This window comes from Streptomyces sp. NPDC046759 (genome assembly GCF_040645475.1).
In the GTDB taxonomy this organism is placed as follows: domain Bacteria; phylum Actinomycetota; class Actinomycetes; order Streptomycetales; family Streptomycetaceae; genus Streptomyces.
Genome location: NZ_JBEYYJ010000008.1, coordinates 1 through 14,271, shown reverse-complemented (window position 1 = coordinate 14,271; position 14,271 = coordinate 1). Strand labels below are relative to the sequence as shown.

Here is a 14,271-nt window from a genome sequence, read left to right as displayed (position 1 = left end):
GCCGGGAAATGGCGCTCCTGACCAGTTCGGCGCCCTGCGTGATGTCAAGGTCGTGGAGTTCTCAGTGACTCAGGAGGTGTCCCTCTGAACCAAGCCTCCGGAGACTGGTGCGGTGCCTAGGCCGCTGTCGCCATCCTGGTGACGCAGCACCCAGTCGTCGAGGTCGAGGGCTGTTTCCAGCGGTTCCCTCACGATGTGGGCGCGCAACTGGTCCCCTCGCCGACGAGGCCCGAGTGAGTTCTCTCCGGGCACAGCGCTTCTTCCCGGAAGGCGGCTTCGGGCATTGCAAAGCGCACCCGAGCGGTGTGGGCAGACACGTCCAGGATGTCGCCGATGGCCTGCCGGTCGGCGCCGGCCACGCGCTCGGACACGGCAGCGGCTTCGACGACTCGCCCGCCGCGGCGTCGGCGGTATCCGGGTCGGCTGCCGGCGGATGACCGTGCGGCTCTGCGCGGGATCGTCTAGGTGCTGCGCTGACGTGTTGGCGGCGTCTGCGGTACTGGACCGAGGCCGGCGTCTGGCCCCGCCTGCACGAGACCCTCCTCACGCGGCCCTCCGGACCCGACCTGAGGACGGCTAGGACAGGCAACCTCAGCGAACGCGGCCCCTGACGGGGGCTGGGTCGGGACAAGGAGAGGCGAGGCCAGATCATCTCCTCCCGGCGGTGGCTGCGGCCGATGGAGAGTCGTACAGGTCGACTGCGTCTCGCCCGCCCCTCGCAGCCGACTGCCGCCGTCCCTGGGAGCAACCCAGTGCCCCGGACAGGCTCACTCCCGCGCGTGTCCGCCGCGACTTCCGGCACATCCGCCCACAGACCGCCTGCCCGGCCAGAGCACCGAAACCCACCCTCCCCGGCCCCGGACGACCAGCGGACCGAAAAAACACCCGCCCTGCACCCCGCCACGACGTGCACACACGCAAGAAGACACAGCCAGCACAGGGACAAAAGAAGAGGTCAACCACCCCGAAGCCCCGCCGCACAGGTTGAAGATCAAGCTAGCGCTGCGTCCCGGTACCAGAGGTCTTCGACCACGAGCAGGAAGAGGACCTCTGCGAAGGGTTCCGTCTGCCCGGGGGCCCGCACCCGGATTGCAGGCGGCCGACAGGATGCCCAGGCTGGAAGGAGCGAGGCCGGGAAGTGGTCGCCGGCCGGCGATCGGCTGGTCACCGTGCCGGTGCGACGTCCCGGCGTACGGCAGCGACGACACGTCTCGAGGTGGCACATGACATCAGCGACGACGACCGACGCGGCGGAGGAATTCCGTCGGCTGAGCGACGACGATCCGGAACTGCAGGCCCACGGCACGTACTACTCGTGCAGCTTCCTGCTGGACATGGACCCCCACCGGTTCCTCGTGCGGATGCACAAGGGAAAGGTGGACGAACTGATCACCGACCCCGAGCCGTTGGCGGCCTACGACTTCGCGATCCGCGCGGACGCGGAGACATGGCAGGGTTTCTGCCGGGAGACGCCTACGCCGATGTGCCACGGCATCTGGGCGGCCACGTTCCGGCGGGGCATGCGCCTGGAGGGCGACTTGCTCGTGCTCATGCAGAACCTGCGCTGCGTGACCCGGCAGCTGGAGCTGCTGCGCGTCACGGGCCCCCTCGGACCGGCAGACGAGGCCGGGCCCGCCCCATCCCCTCGTGAGACATAGGAGCTCCCCATGGTCAGCGGCAGGATCTCTCCGGTCACCGGCCACTACGTCACCATCGACGTGGAGGACGCGCAGTACAGGGTCTTCTACCTGGAGAACGGGCAGGGCACGCCTCTGGTGTGCCAGCACACAGCGGGCTGCCACAACCACCAGTGGCGGGACCTCCTCGAGGACGAGGAGATCACCGGCCGCTACCGGGTGATCGCCTACGACCTCGCCCGGCACGGCAAGTCGGACCCGCCGTGGAACCAGGAGTGGTGGAAGGAGGAGTACCGGCTCACCGCGGACCACTTCACGTCCTTCATCGTCGCCTTCTGCGACGCCCTCGAACTGCAGGACCCGATCTTCATGGGGTCGTCGTTCGGGGGGAACGTGGCCCTGCAACTCGCCCTGCGGCACCCGGACCGGTTCAAAGCGGTGATCCCCGTCGAGGGCGCGGACTACTCACCCGGCTTCTACCTCGACTGGTGGCAGCATCCCCACGCCAATGCCGCCCAGGTGTGCGCCAGCGGCGTGTGGGACCTCATGGCACCGCAGTCCCCGGAGCAGGACCGCTGGGCAACCTGGTTCTACTACACCCAGGGGTCGGAGGCGTTCAAGGGCGACCTGTACTTCTACTCGGTCGACCACGATCTGAGGGACCGGTTGGACGACATCGACGGCGACCGGTGTCCCGTGATCATGCTGACCGGCGAGTACGACTACCTCACCACCCCCGAGGACGGGCGCCGGACCGCAGAGGCCATCCGCGGAGCAGAGTTCATCGAGATGAAGGAGATCGGCCACTTCCCGATGAGCGAGAATTACCCGCGCTTCGCCCAATACCTGAGGCAGGCCCTGGAGCGGATCGAGAAGCGGACCGGCTCCTAAGCTTGATCTTTAACCTGTGCGGCGGGGCTTCGGGGTGGTTGACCTCTTCTTTTGTCCCTGTGCTGGCTGTGTCTTCTTGCGCGTGTGCACGTTGTGGCGGGGTGCAGGACGGGTGTTTTTCGGCCCGCTGGTCGTACAGGGCCGGGGAGGGTGGGTTTCGGTGCTCTGGCCGGGCAGGCGGTCTGTGGGCGGATGTGCCGGAAGTCGCGGCGGACACGCGCGGGAGTGAGCCTGTCCGGGGCACTGGGTTGCTCCCAGGGACGGCGGCAGTCGGCTGCGAGGGGGCGGGCGAGACGCAGTTGGGTGTAGGCGGCGAGGATCAACCAGCGGTCGGCGGCCTCGGGTATGCGGATCTTCGGGGCGGTCCAGCCGATGGTCTGCTTGATGAGGCGGAAGGTGTGCTCGATGTCGAAGCGCCGCAGCTAGGCCTGTTAGAGACGGTCGGCGTCCGCCGCAGTGGCGTCGGTACCTGACCACCACAGCCAGACCGGCTTTCGGTGTTGCGCCGCTGGGCAGGTGGCCGATGTCCAGGCGGATCACCGTCCCCTCGACGACCGGGAGAGTGCCGTCGGCGGTGGCCCAGGAGGAGCGGTGGGTGCGTCTGGGGTGCAGCCGGTCCCAGGAGCGGGCCCTGGCGGTGCCGTATGGACGCGTGTCGGTGACGGTTTCGGTGTCTGGGACGCCCCGCGGAGGCCTTTGAGCTGGTTGAAGCAGCGCTCGATCCTGTTGCGTCGACGGTAGATCTGCCGGTCGAATCCTGGTGGTCTGCCGCCGTGGCGGCCGCGGTTGCGGCGATGCCGTTGTTGGTCTGCCTTCTCGGGGATGGTGTGTGCGATGCCGCGTTTGCACAGGTAGCAGCGGAGGCTGCCGGAGCTGTAGGCCTTGTCTGCGATGACCTGGTCGGGTCTGCAACGTGGTCGGCCCGGGCCGGTGCGGGGAACGCGGATGCGTTCGAGTATTGGGCGTGCGCAGATGCTGTCGTGGCGTTGGCCGGGCGTCAGCAGGATCGCGAGCGGGCGTCCTGTGCCGTCGCGGGCGAGGTTGATTTTGGTGGTCGGCCCGCCTCGGGATCGGCCGAGGGTGTGATCGTCCGGTTCGTCCGGGTGGTACTCCCCCTTTTCGGCCGGTGGCGGCGGCGTGCTGGTGAGCGCGGACGATGGTGGAGTCGATCTGGACCAGCCAGTCGATGTCGCTGGCCGCGTCCGTCCGGGCCTGGATCTGCTGCAGAGCCCGGGTGAAGACGCCGGCGAGGGCGTAGCGGCGAAAGCGCGTGTAGACCGTTTTCCACGGCCCGTAGCGTTCCGGCAGGTCACGCCAGGGGACACCGGTCCGGATCTTGTAGACCGTGCCGTTGACGACCTGCCGGTCCGCGACGCGTGGCCGCCCCGTGACGGCTCGCGGTATCAGCGGAGCGAGTAACTCCCACTCCTGATCGCTGAGTTCATGGCGACGTATCACCCGACCACGATCCACCACCTGATGATCTTTGAAGACGGGCCCTAGCAGGCGGCTCCAGCCTCGCGCAAGAGCCCAGGTTCGGCATTGAGCCTGCTTTCTCCGGTCGCCTGTGAGGACAAGGCCTTCAGCGTGGTCCGCTCCGGCGGGACCGGCGGTGCGACGGCTGGCTGGGGGAGCAGCCGGCCCCCACTGACCGTGGACGACTCCATTCCACAGCCGGTGCTGGCCGAGATCGCCGAGGAGATCGGCGCCAGCTCGGCCCTCGCGGTCAACCTGGTGGACTGGCCGCCCGGTTCGCCGTATCCGTCGTGGCGCCTCACTGAGGCGGCGGGCCACGGACTGTGCGCCTGCTGTGGCCGGCGGACAACCAACTGTCCCGTCTCTCCGTCTGCATGTGCGACGGGCCCCCGGCGGGGAGCCGGAGCCGTCACGACGAGTAGGGGAGCGCGATGGGATGGTCCAGGCGGGTGGCCGCGCTGGTGTCGGGGATCCTGCTGGGTGGCTGTGTCTCTACGGGGACCGCGATCGCCGCTTCCGGTCCGAAGCTCGACGTGGAGATGTTCGGCAGCGACTGGGCCCGCCCCGGGCAACTCGTGGACCTGTCCCTGGAGGGGGTGCCGCGGGGATCGAAGGCCGTGACCGCCATCTCGTCGGCGTTCTCCGGCCCGGTCGCCTTGAAGTGGTCCGACGATGCCGGTCGCTTCGACGCGGTGGCCACGCTGGCCATGTCCGACAAGGCGGAGGTGTATCCGCTCGTCGCGAAGATCGGTGACCGTGCCGTGGCCCGGAACAAGATACGGGTCCTGCCTTCCCAGCGTCCGTCGTTCGAGGTGCAGGCTCTCTACGGCACAGCCGCCCGGCCGGGGGAGCAGATCGACACGGAGTTCGACGACCTGTACCCGGGGGAGACCGGTACCGACTTCACCGTGCGTTCCACCGCACTGGCCGATCCGGTCCGGCTCGTCCACGACAACCAGTACGACCACTACACCCCCCGCCTGTTCACCGGTCGGCCGTACCTCCGCCCGGAGGTGAAGGACGGTACGTACGCCTTCGACCTGTACGGACCGGACGGCCGCCGGGTCGCCGAGAAGTCCCTCACGGTACGGGCGGCACGGCCGGGTGACAGCGACTACCTGGGCAAGGCCCGCGGTCCGCTCTTCTCCCCGACGTTCGACCTCGACACCGCCCGCGAGCACGGCTACCGGGTCCGCGCCGGAGGAAGGGTCTACGTGTTGTGGAAGGACACGTACCCGGACCCCGGTGAGGAGAACCGGCTCTCCGCCACCTCCCCAGCGTTCACCCAACCGGTCAACCTCAGGCGCGACGACACCAAGGCCGCGGACGGCGACGACCCGCGCTACTACGCCATGGCCACTGTCCGCACGGGTCTCACGCCCGGCACGTACCCGGTCACCGTGGTCGCGCACCACGGCCGGGTGAAGAGGACCGGCCAGCTGATCGTCACCGGCCGTCCGGTCGCCAAGCGCAGCGTCACCGCGGGCCCCGGCACCGGCTGGCTCGGCGCGTCCGGTGGCCTGCTGGTCCTCACCGCGCTCGGTGTGTACGTGGTCCGCAGGCGCCGCCACCCCACGGCGTAGTGGCCACCGCCCGACGTCCGCCGACCGCCGCACCGGACCGTGACCGGCAGCCCCTGGCCGACCGGGCGCGTCGGCCGCGCCCCGGCCTTCAGACCTGGAGCCGGGGGAGTGGGGGATACCCCGTCTCCCGTTGCAGTACGCGCGGGCCGACGCTCCTGGAAGCGATCGGCAACCCGCGCCCGCGAAGCCCACGACGTGCGCCAGCAGGCCGAGTACGAAGCCCGGATGCGGGAGTGCAAGGAGCAGCTGCGCCGCGCGGCCGAGCAGCGGAAGGCCGGAGAGGCCCGACGTCCCGTGTGTGCGATGTGTTGGTTTGTTGTCAGTGAGGGCGTGTCAGTCACGGTTGAGCGGGGAGGCGGTGCCCTTGCTGGTCGTCGGCTCGTGGCTGGAGCTCGCCACTGACACGGCGGTGGTACTTCGTGGCTCGCGGCTGTCATGAACAAGTGCATCCCCAGCTGGCTCACTGCCATGAAAACGGCTCATCGCAACCAAGATCACCATCGCCTGAGCGAGGCATCGAGAGCTCTGTCAGCCCTGTCCCACAGTTCAAGCAGTGCGAAGACTGTCTTTTGGTGACGCTCGCTGAGCCGAAGTACCGCCTCGCGGGAGGGAAAGCTGCATCCTTTGAGTACCTGCTCCCACATGCCTGCTGAGTATCCGGTTGCGTAGCTGAAGGCGTCCAGCGACAGGTTTCCTTCGTCCTTGATGCGGTGCAGCTCCTGGACTTCGCGGGGAGCGGAAAGTGATCGCAGGTCGAAAGTGGCACCATTCGGGTGCCGCTGAGCTCGTGCAGGGCGACGAGGACCGGTCTGCTCGTCTCGGATTTCATCACCTGCGGTCTTGCTCTCGACTGTCCCGCCGGCGTTCTCGGGGTTGTCCGGTTCCGCCTCTTCCAGCTGGCGTTCCAGGTCACGGCAGCGCTGCTCGTGGAACAGGCTGTGCTCCTTGGCACGCGCCAGTTCTTCTTTGAGGTCCGCTATCTCTGCCTTCAGCTGGTCGCGCTGCGTGCGAAGTGACTCTGCATCGTCCTGGTACCGGGCGATGGCTCCAGCCGCCTCGGCCAGGTCGCGCCCGTGACCGGCCTCCAGCTCGCGCATCTGGAGTTCCAGGTCCTCGATACGGTGTTGCCGGTCCTGCAACGCCTGCAGCAGCGTCTCCCGGTAGGCGTCCCACTGGCGCGTTCGCCGATCATTGTCGGCCAGCTCGTCCTGCAGAAGCTGGATGGTGTGCTGCGGGGAGCCGCCGGCCCGCAGCGCCGTCCGGTGAAGCTCGCGGATGTGCTCGAGCGCTTCCTCGGTCGGGCCTCCATGCCCCTGCGCGGCATCACTCATCAGGTCGACGACGAAATCCCACGGGGGGACTCGCTTGCCGTTGAGGTATCGCGAGATCGTTCCCGCGTCCCGGTGACGCCGCGCGGCCGGGCCGCCGCCGCGGCCGAGGAGTGAGCCGTGCCTCATGCGGTTCGTGCCACAACGGTCCCACCTTCGCGATGAGTTCGCCGATCGCCTCCCGGGACAGCCCGGTGACCCCGTCCTCCGACGCGATCAACTCACGCGCCCCAGCCCCCCCATCATGCACAGTTCAACGAGACATTCGGATGCCCGAGCCATGGCCAACCGTGCACGAGGTCGTTGGTCGGGTCCGCCGCGATGGCGTCAACTGCGCTTCTGCGTAGGGAGATTGCCGTTGGACGGGGTCCGATGCGCGGTAAGGGTTTGCCTCGGGGACGCGCGGGCAACGTCACTGCTGCCGGTAATCAGTACGGTTGCAGGCGCGCAGGGCCGTCACCTGGGATCTGCTCCCTGATGGCCGACTGCGGTAGGCGATGGAGGCAGGGGATCTTCATGGCGAAACGGTTACGACGGATGCTGACGGTGGCCGGTGCTGCCGCCGCAGCACTCGTGGCACAGGCGGTGCCAGCACACGCGGACTTCACACAGGGGATGTACCAGAACTTGCGCGTCGTCGCGGCTGGAGCGCCCTGCTTCGCGCCGGAGTCGAACTCCTGGGGGGCGGTCGTCCGGGCGGTCCCATGTGGGAATGGCAACTGGGACCTCGTCCGTATTGGCAGCTACGACTGGCGCGGCGGGGCCTGGTACGTCCTGGAGTGGGAGCCCAACTGGGGGTGCATGGTTCCCAACTGGACCACCGTCGGGTCTCCGGTTGTTGTGTCGGGTCCGTGCGGCCAGGTGACCGGCGGTGACTACACCTGGTATGCGTGGCCAGAAGGCAATGGCAAGTACGAACTCGTCAACGGCGGCAACACCAACCTGGTCCTGGACATGAATGCCTCGAACGGCCGTCTGCAAGTGTGGACCGCCAACTACGGCGACAATCAGAAGTGGTTCGCTACGTAGAGGACACCCACGCCCCCCGATGGCCAGCAGCAACACGTAGAGCCCCACCCGGCCGTGAAGGCTGGCCTCGATCTTTTCGGTCCGTCGGTTCATCCGGCGGGCCGTCTCGGTTTGCCCGGAGGTGGCGCGCAGGCCGGTGACCCGGCAGTCGCGGCGGGTGGGTACCGGGTTCCACGTGTCCGGGCGTGAAACTCGCGCGTCGGGATGGAACGTTGTCACTGGGCAGCCGGGCGGCGCCGGGCCCGGAGGCGCTGGTGATCAGGCCGCTCCAGGGCCACTGGCAAGCGGGTCTGGATAGTTCGAGGGTTCGCTATGCGTGTGGCCACCATGCCGGCTTGCGGAAGAACGGTTCGGGGACCCAAAGGTGCTCGAAACGAGTGCCGTCCGGAACGCGAAGTGCCGAGGCGCTCGCGCGGCGAAGCGAGGGCGATGTGGTGTCGGATGCCGTGTGCAGGTGTCTGCGGGGCCCGTGGTGGGAATGGACGGACCGCAACTCGCCGGTGCTCCGGGCGGGGAGCGACGCACGGGCGGCTACGAGGCCTCGGGGTGACGTCGGCACGCCAGATGGTGCCGGTGGTGGTGACCTGGTCGCCCGGCCTCAGAGCTTCCAGGAACGCAGTGCCTCGGCGACGGCATAGACGCTCAGGCGAGCATCCCGGACCTTCCGAACAAGATCAGACAGGGCGCCGTAGGGCGGATCGATACCCTCACCGGACTGGTCCATGTACTGAGCGGCGACAAAAGCGGCGAAGAGGCTGTTCCGGTGTGGAAGCGGTTCAAGCCGCACGATCGTGTGCAAAAGCGCGGCTGCGCGCCAGGAGGCATCCGGATCGGCCGTCTCGAGCGTCGGCATCTTGGTCTTGTGTCGTGCGACCGCAGCGACCAGCGCCGAGTAGTCCGTTACCGTGACGTCCTCGTGCCCCAGGGCCGCCTCCTGGACGTCGAGCAGCCACGAGACGTCGATGTGCAGATTCATCAGGCTGCCGCAGCTCCGTCGCCACGCTGTGAGGGAGGAACCTCGTCGGGGAACGCGTCGTCGAACTCACCGCGCAGTCTGTCGGCCCAAGCGACGGCGCCGGCGACGAAACGCTTGCGGTGCATCTCGCGCACGCCAAGGTCGTGCAGGTACTGCTTCAGACTCTTGCCCTCTGCAGCAGCGGCGGCACGGACGCCTTCCATTTCCTCATCGGAGAAGGACACGTTCAGCGATGGCATTCCCCGATGGTACCTAGTTGGTGCCAAGCCCGCCAGCCCCCTCCATGATCTGCAACAGGAAGCTGGCGAGACGCGGTGGCCAGCCCCATGAGCACGATGTCTGCGGCGCGGACGTTGCTCGCGACCCTGCTGGAAGCGCATCGCTGTCGGTGCGCCCGCCCACTCGTCCGGTGCGGGACGAGGGCACCGGGAACTGGTTGTCCGCCCCGAGCCCCGGCTCGCTCGGCACGGAGTCGATGGACCCGCACCCCGCAATGGGCGTCGTACCGACGTCCCGTGCAGCGTGGCGTTTCCAGCCTGCGTGCCCGGGCCCTTCTTCGGTTTGCATCCGTATTTCGTTGGCCCTCTGTGAAATCCGGCTGTAGGCCCTTCGCATGGGGATATGGACTGATGCTTTCACTGCGCCCGCCGAGCCGACCCTGCTGTCCCGGGAGGACTTCGGGCAGCTCGTGGTCGGCCTGGCGCGCGAGTGGGTGGCCTGGCGCGCCCTGGGCGCTGCTGGCGGGCGAGCTGTGTGTCAACGCGAGTCTGAACTGGGGGAGCGTCAGCGGGCAGGCTCGCTGGGACAATCCCGAGATCGGCACCGTCCTGCGTTCCGAGGAGTATCCCGAGGGCTTGCGGGACGACGATCCGCCGCCGTGGGGCGACTCCCATGAGCGGGCCAGCCTGCTGGCCCGCGGTGACGCCATTCTGCACGTGCTGCCGGCCCTGCAGCGGGACTCGTACGGGGAGGAGGACGTGGCGGTCGTCCTGCACCACCTGGACTTCACCAACCGGGCGATCGCCGACTACTTCGGGTACGAGGACGAACGCACGATGCTCGTCGCCTTCTCCCTGGCCCGCCCGCAGAACCGGCCTCTGTCCACGAACGACGGCTGGAAGCCCCATGGACCGGTGCACTCCGTGGGCACCTGTCTGGTGCACACCTTCAAGCTCTCGGTGGAGGACGGCCCGCTTCCGCCCCTCGCGTCCATCGCCACCCGGTATTTCGGCCCCAGCCTCGTCACCGGCGAGACCTGGGGCTGCGGGCCGGGCCCGTCTCCTGCGATCCCCGGAGCCTGCTCACCATGGGCGTGACCGACAACGGGGAATGCCTCTTCTGGATCACGGAACCCGGGCACGATCCGGACGCCTGGCACATCGCCGTCAACGAAGCACGCGGCCCACAGTGGTTCACCTTCGACGGAACACTGACCGACTTCCTCATCTCCGTCCTGAGCGGAGAGACTGACGTACCACAGTTCCCCCCAACGGCCTCCGACGCCAGTGACGTTTCGGCAAGCAACGCAACTGTCCACACACACCTCATCGGCCTGCCTGCCCGGGCAGGCCGATGGGCCGGGTCGCTCACAAAGCGGGGTACACAGCTGCCGCAGGGGCTCGCGGTAGCTCCGTTCATGACGATTGGCAGATGGTCGAACCCGGGAACACGCAGCCGGTGGCATCGAGGAGGAGAGCGCGTAGCTCGGCCGCACCGGCCTCGACGTCTCCATCGTCGCGTGGAGCGCGGGTCACCCGACTCGGCTGAAGAGCCGCGCCATCGGAGCCGGTGTACTCCGCACACGGCGGATGCTAGGTATCAAGGCTCTCGCCGCTGTAGTGAATCGAGGGCTCGGTGGTGTCCGTCGGCATCCGAAGGCCTCACTCAAAATATTCCCCAAACCGGACATTTTGGTGATGGCATACCTCACATCTTGCATAGTTCATCGTTCAACTAAATGGGGAGTAGTGTCACGAGTGCCTGATCCAAGGCGGCCACTGCGACTCGCTTCGGCGGACTGCATGGTGTTCAAGGAGGAAAGAATTCATGGGTTACAGGATTGTGCGCCGCGCAGCTGTCGCGGCCGCCTCTGTGGCGGTCGCGGCGACCGGACTCCTCGCGGCAGGGGGACCCGCCTCGGCGGCGACCGTCGCGAGCAGCGGCCCGGCGGCTGCCCTCATGTCTCACTCCGCGCAGCACACCAACACCTTTGAAAGCAAGGGCGGACACCGCAACGACGGCCAGGGCCAGCACTTCGACCATGGCCGCGACTCCTGGGTCCACCGGGTCGATGGGAGCCCGGGCCGCCGCTATGACGGTGACGGCGGGCGTGCCGACCGGGAGATCCTCCGTTGGTACTACGACCAGATCTCGTGGTTGCGTGACGACGACGGAAACCGCTACCAGGTCCGGCGGCATGCGGGGTATTCCTCCCATTGGGACGGCCGCCGTTGGCTCCTGTGGACCACCGGGGACACAGGCTTCCGTGACGTCCGCAAGCACCGCAACGAAGGCTTCGCCCACCACGGGTAGGCAGCCGACGGGCACAGGCCCGCGTCGGCGCCGACGGCCACCGCAGTCCGTCACTCCCTGGGCCCTGGCACCTCTCGGATTACCTGACCCATGCGGGCAGCCGAAAGAAGGACCGTCACAAGAGCCGCCCTAACCACTGCGGATCCATGACTCCTGTGTCGGATCAGGGGAACCGGCACAGGAACCACCGGTTTTGGAGGAACCGGTGGCACTCAGGGTACGCCAACGACGCCGTACTCTGCGGTGGGGGCGCCTCGCCAGTCGCCGTGAGCGGCGGCGGCTGACACAGCGACAGCGCCCCCACAGAGCCCAGCGCGTGGTGCGTAACAACGCACCGTACGCTGGTCACGGATCGGCAACCGACTGTTTGTCGCCGACGCGGTCTTGAGTAACTGGCCGATCTCCGCCGGGACCGGCCGTCGGAGATCGGCGGCCTCCTGGCGCCTGTGCAGCAGCCTCTATGAACGCCGTCGTCGGCGGCGAGCCGGCGTCGGAAAACGAGAGGCTCACACCTCATGAGCGGGCGGCACTCGCGCTCGCGGAAGCGGTCAACAGCTCAGGGGGCGTCTTCGCACAAGCCTGTTCTCGCGCACTCGCCGCAGGCGCTGAGCAAGGGCGAGGTCTTGGCGGCGAGCTAGGTGGCCGGCACGGTCACCTAGGTCGATCAGGTATCCGCCTGCAGCAGACATCCAGTGCGCAGTCCCCCGAGGCGAGGCCGATCGATCGGTGGCGCATCCAGGTCGCGCGACGCCGACGATCCTGAATGTTTTCGGTGGCTGCTGCTTACGCTCGCTGGCCTGCGGTCACGAATCTCGGCATCTGGAGCGTGGAAGAAGCAGCCATCCGCATGACCCTCGCGACCAGCCGTAACATACCGAGACGCTTTCCGTCAGCTGCCCGCTTGTCTGCTGTCAGGGCCGACCTCGAAGGACCGCAGCCAGGGCAGCTGACCAACGCGTTCCCCTGTGGCGATGTGGCCTCGGCATGCACCCCCATGTCGATCTGATTACTCTTTGTGAGTATGTGACTCTGCTGTGCATCCGCCGTTGGGCGGCCCTATTCGAGCCGGCGTGGGCGGACGGAAAAGAGTTCCTGGCAGCCGCCTCGAATCGGAGACCCCACCTCTCGGGCGGCCGCCACAGCGCCATCGTCAAGTTTCCTGGTGCTCACGTCGCCGAGACCCACGACAACACTTCCGGCTGACCTCAGTTCAGCGCCACGTAGTCCAGGTCGGACAACAGCCGTTCCACATCCGTCATGAGCGAGCCGTAGACGTGCCATGCGCCCGGTCTGGCGAGAGTTCCCTGGCCGATCAGATCGGTCATCGTCTCATGCCAGGCCAGGGCGCCCTCGATCGCCTTCCGTAGCCGTTCGCGAGGGTACGGGGAACCGGCCTCCGTGCGCGGGCCGAGCAGTTCCTTTACCGCCGCACCCGCCAGTTGCAGGGTCTCGGCATACCGGTCCAGGAACTGAAGCCCCAGATGGTGGTCGGGACGGTGGTCGTGGGCGCTGTCGGCGAGGGTCCGCGCGATTCCACGCACCTGGAGTGACACCCCGCGCAGGGCGGCGAACAGTTCCCCGTACGTCACGTCATCGCGTCGCCCACGCGTGATGCAGCGTGCGTTCCAGCGCAGACTCTCGTCGGCCTGTCGCACCTGCTCCTGAGCGTACGCCAGGTTCTTTTCGAGTTGGCGCCCCCGGTGCAGCCAGATGTGGGCCCTGGAGGGCAGTTCCCCCTGGGCCAGACCTGCGCCCATGTCGTGAAGCAACTCCCCGATGGCGTGGGCGAGGTCCCTTACGGCCGAGGCCGACTCGTCCACGTGCAGCGGGGGCAGCACCAGCGCGTTGACCGCGATGCCGACGCCCGCGCCGACCAGCGTCTGGAGCACAGGTGAGACCAGGCCACCCATGGGATTTCCCGCCATCGCAGCCAGCGCGATGACCGCGGTGGAAGCGACCTGGAGCCGTCCCTCGGCGGTGCGGCGAGGACCCACCAGGACCGCGAGCAGAGCGATGACAGCGATGGCACCCGCGGTCGGCCCCAGCAGCCGGACGGTCGTCAGGGCGAGGGCCAGAGCAACGACCTTGGCTGTGACGCTGCGCAGGGCGTTGGCGACGGAGCGGTACACCGTGTACGCGTTGACCATGAGCAGGGCTGTGGCGACAGCCACGTAGGGGCGCCCGTCGGGGGCCAGCGGGCCCGACACGGTCCAGGCGAGCAATGCCGCTGTCAGCGCCTTGACCCCATAGACCAACTGGCCGGGTCGCCGGCGACGGAGCCTGCCCGTGAGGTGGTGCACTCGTCCGATCGCCCGTATCGGCAGACGGCCGAGCCAGATAGTTGAATCTTGCACAAGAAGATGATTGCACGCTATGTTCCGTTTGCGTCGAATGATGGTCGGGTGACATCCCCCACCCCAGGCGATGACACGGCCCCCGGTCCAACGTCTGCGACTCCGCCACGCCGCCTCTCCCGGCCCATGGGACATGGGGCCTCAAGGCCGGAAGAAGCTCTCCTGATCATCAGACCCCACCCGGTGCTCTACCCGGAGCCTGTCCCTGGACGAGCAGGATGACGGCGGAAAGGGCCTCCGTCACCGGCGGACAGGAACAGCCACCGCTGCTGCTCGTCTTCAACGCCTGACCGGCGCGGTCCCCCGGGTGACCGCTGTAGTGACCGCACTGTGAGTCAGAGCCGTCCCCTCCGATATGTCTTCTGTACCCGTTTTCAGCTGGGAGTTCCCGATGTCCACTGCGATCACATTCTCCGAGTACGGCGCGCCCGAGGTGCTACGGCCCAGCGAGGTCGCCCCGCCCGA

The 14,271-nt window shown here is 67.8% G+C and carries 10 protein-coding genes and 5 pseudogenes; 8 read left to right on the top strand and 7 right to left on the bottom strand.

What is annotated here, in order from left to right; all coding sequences use genetic code 11:
• Positions 1–333: 333 nt before the first annotated feature.
• The 4 genes and pseudogenes from ABZ919_RS13015 to ABZ919_RS13000 form a co-directional block, all read left to right on the top strand.
• Positions 334–545 (top strand): annotated as a pseudogene (locus ABZ919_RS13015) (hypothetical protein); the annotation flags it as partial.
• Between the two features lie 150 nt (positions 546–695).
• A pseudogene (locus tag ABZ919_RS13010) lies at positions 696–988 on the top strand (transposase); the annotation flags it as partial.
• 235 nt (positions 989–1,223) lie between these two features.
• Positions 1,224–1,658 carry a hypothetical protein gene (locus tag ABZ919_RS13005; protein ID WP_361246463.1) on the top strand — a complete coding sequence of 145 codons (435 nt, stop codon included), beginning with the start codon at positions 1,224–1,226 and terminating at the stop codon, positions 1,656–1,658.
• Between the two features lie 9 nt (positions 1,659–1,667).
• Positions 1,668–2,528: an alpha/beta hydrolase gene (locus ABZ919_RS13000; RefSeq protein ID WP_361246460.1), complete on the top strand. Its 861-nt coding sequence runs from the start codon at positions 1,668–1,670 to the stop codon at positions 2,526–2,528.
• 9 nt (positions 2,529–2,537) lie between these two features.
• On the opposite strand, the pseudogene ABZ919_RS12995 reads toward ABZ919_RS13000, so the two are convergent.
• The 3 pseudogenes from ABZ919_RS12995 to ABZ919_RS12985 all read right to left on the bottom strand — a co-directional run.
• Positions 2,538–3,206 (bottom strand): annotated as a pseudogene (locus tag ABZ919_RS12995) (transposase); the annotation flags it as partial.
• 65 nt (positions 3,207–3,271) lie between these two features.
• Positions 3,272–3,529 (bottom strand): annotated as a pseudogene (locus tag ABZ919_RS12990) (transposase); the annotation flags it as partial.
• Positions 3,530–3,620: 91 nt separating this feature from the next.
• Positions 3,621–3,986, bottom strand: a pseudogene (locus tag ABZ919_RS12985) (IS5 family transposase); the annotation flags it as partial.
• Positions 3,987–4,435: 449 nt separating this feature from the next.
• Here ABZ919_RS12985 and ABZ919_RS12980 point away from each other — a divergent pair.
• Entirely contained in the window at positions 4,436–5,587 is a 1,152-nt protein-coding gene (locus ABZ919_RS12980) for a hypothetical protein (RefSeq protein WP_361246458.1), read from the top strand.
• Between the two features lie 494 nt (positions 5,588–6,081).
• On the opposite strand, the gene ABZ919_RS12975 is transcribed toward ABZ919_RS12980, so the two are convergent.
• A complete protein-coding gene (locus ABZ919_RS12975) occupies positions 6,082–7,044 on the bottom strand; it encodes a hypothetical protein (RefSeq protein WP_361246456.1) in 963 nt (320 codons plus the stop codon).
• A 408-nt stretch (positions 7,045–7,452) separates the two neighbouring features.
• On the opposite strand from ABZ919_RS12975, the gene ABZ919_RS12970 reads away from it, so the two are divergent.
• A complete protein-coding gene (locus ABZ919_RS12970) occupies positions 7,453–7,944 on the top strand; it encodes a hypothetical protein (RefSeq protein ID WP_361246453.1) in 492 nt (163 codons plus the stop codon).
• 598 nt (positions 7,945–8,542) lie between these two features.
• Here ABZ919_RS12970 and ABZ919_RS12965 read toward each other — a convergent pair.
• Positions 8,543–8,920 (bottom strand): toxin Doc, encoded by a 378-nt coding sequence (locus tag ABZ919_RS12965; protein ID WP_361246450.1) that lies wholly within the window; start codon positions 8,918–8,920, stop codon positions 8,543–8,545.
• Positions 8,920–9,159, bottom strand: a complete 240-nt coding sequence (locus ABZ919_RS12960) for a hypothetical protein (protein ID WP_361246447.1) — start codon at positions 9,157–9,159, stop codon at positions 8,920–8,922. Before ABZ919_RS12960 ends, ABZ919_RS12965 begins: the two co-directional genes overlap by 1 nt.
• A gap of 615 nt (positions 9,160–9,774) precedes the next feature.
• On the opposite strand from ABZ919_RS12960, the gene ABZ919_RS12955 reads away from it, so the two are divergent.
• Both ABZ919_RS12955 and ABZ919_RS12950 read left to right on the top strand, forming a co-directional pair.
• Positions 9,775–10,236: a hypothetical protein gene (locus ABZ919_RS12955; protein ID WP_361246444.1), complete on the top strand. Its 462-nt coding sequence runs from the start codon at positions 9,775–9,777 to the stop codon at positions 10,234–10,236.
• Positions 10,237–10,966: 730 nt separating this feature from the next.
• Positions 10,967–11,452, top strand: a complete 486-nt coding sequence (locus ABZ919_RS12950) for a hypothetical protein (protein WP_361246441.1) — start codon at positions 10,967–10,969, stop codon at positions 11,450–11,452.
• A 1,205-nt stretch (positions 11,453–12,657) separates the two neighbouring features.
• Here the strand turns inward: ABZ919_RS12950 and ABZ919_RS12945 are convergent.
• Positions 12,658–13,806: an aromatic acid exporter family protein gene (locus ABZ919_RS12945; RefSeq protein ID WP_361246438.1), complete on the bottom strand. Its 1,149-nt coding sequence runs from the start codon at positions 13,804–13,806 to the stop codon at positions 12,658–12,660.
• Between the last annotated feature and the right edge of the window lie 465 nt (positions 13,807–14,271).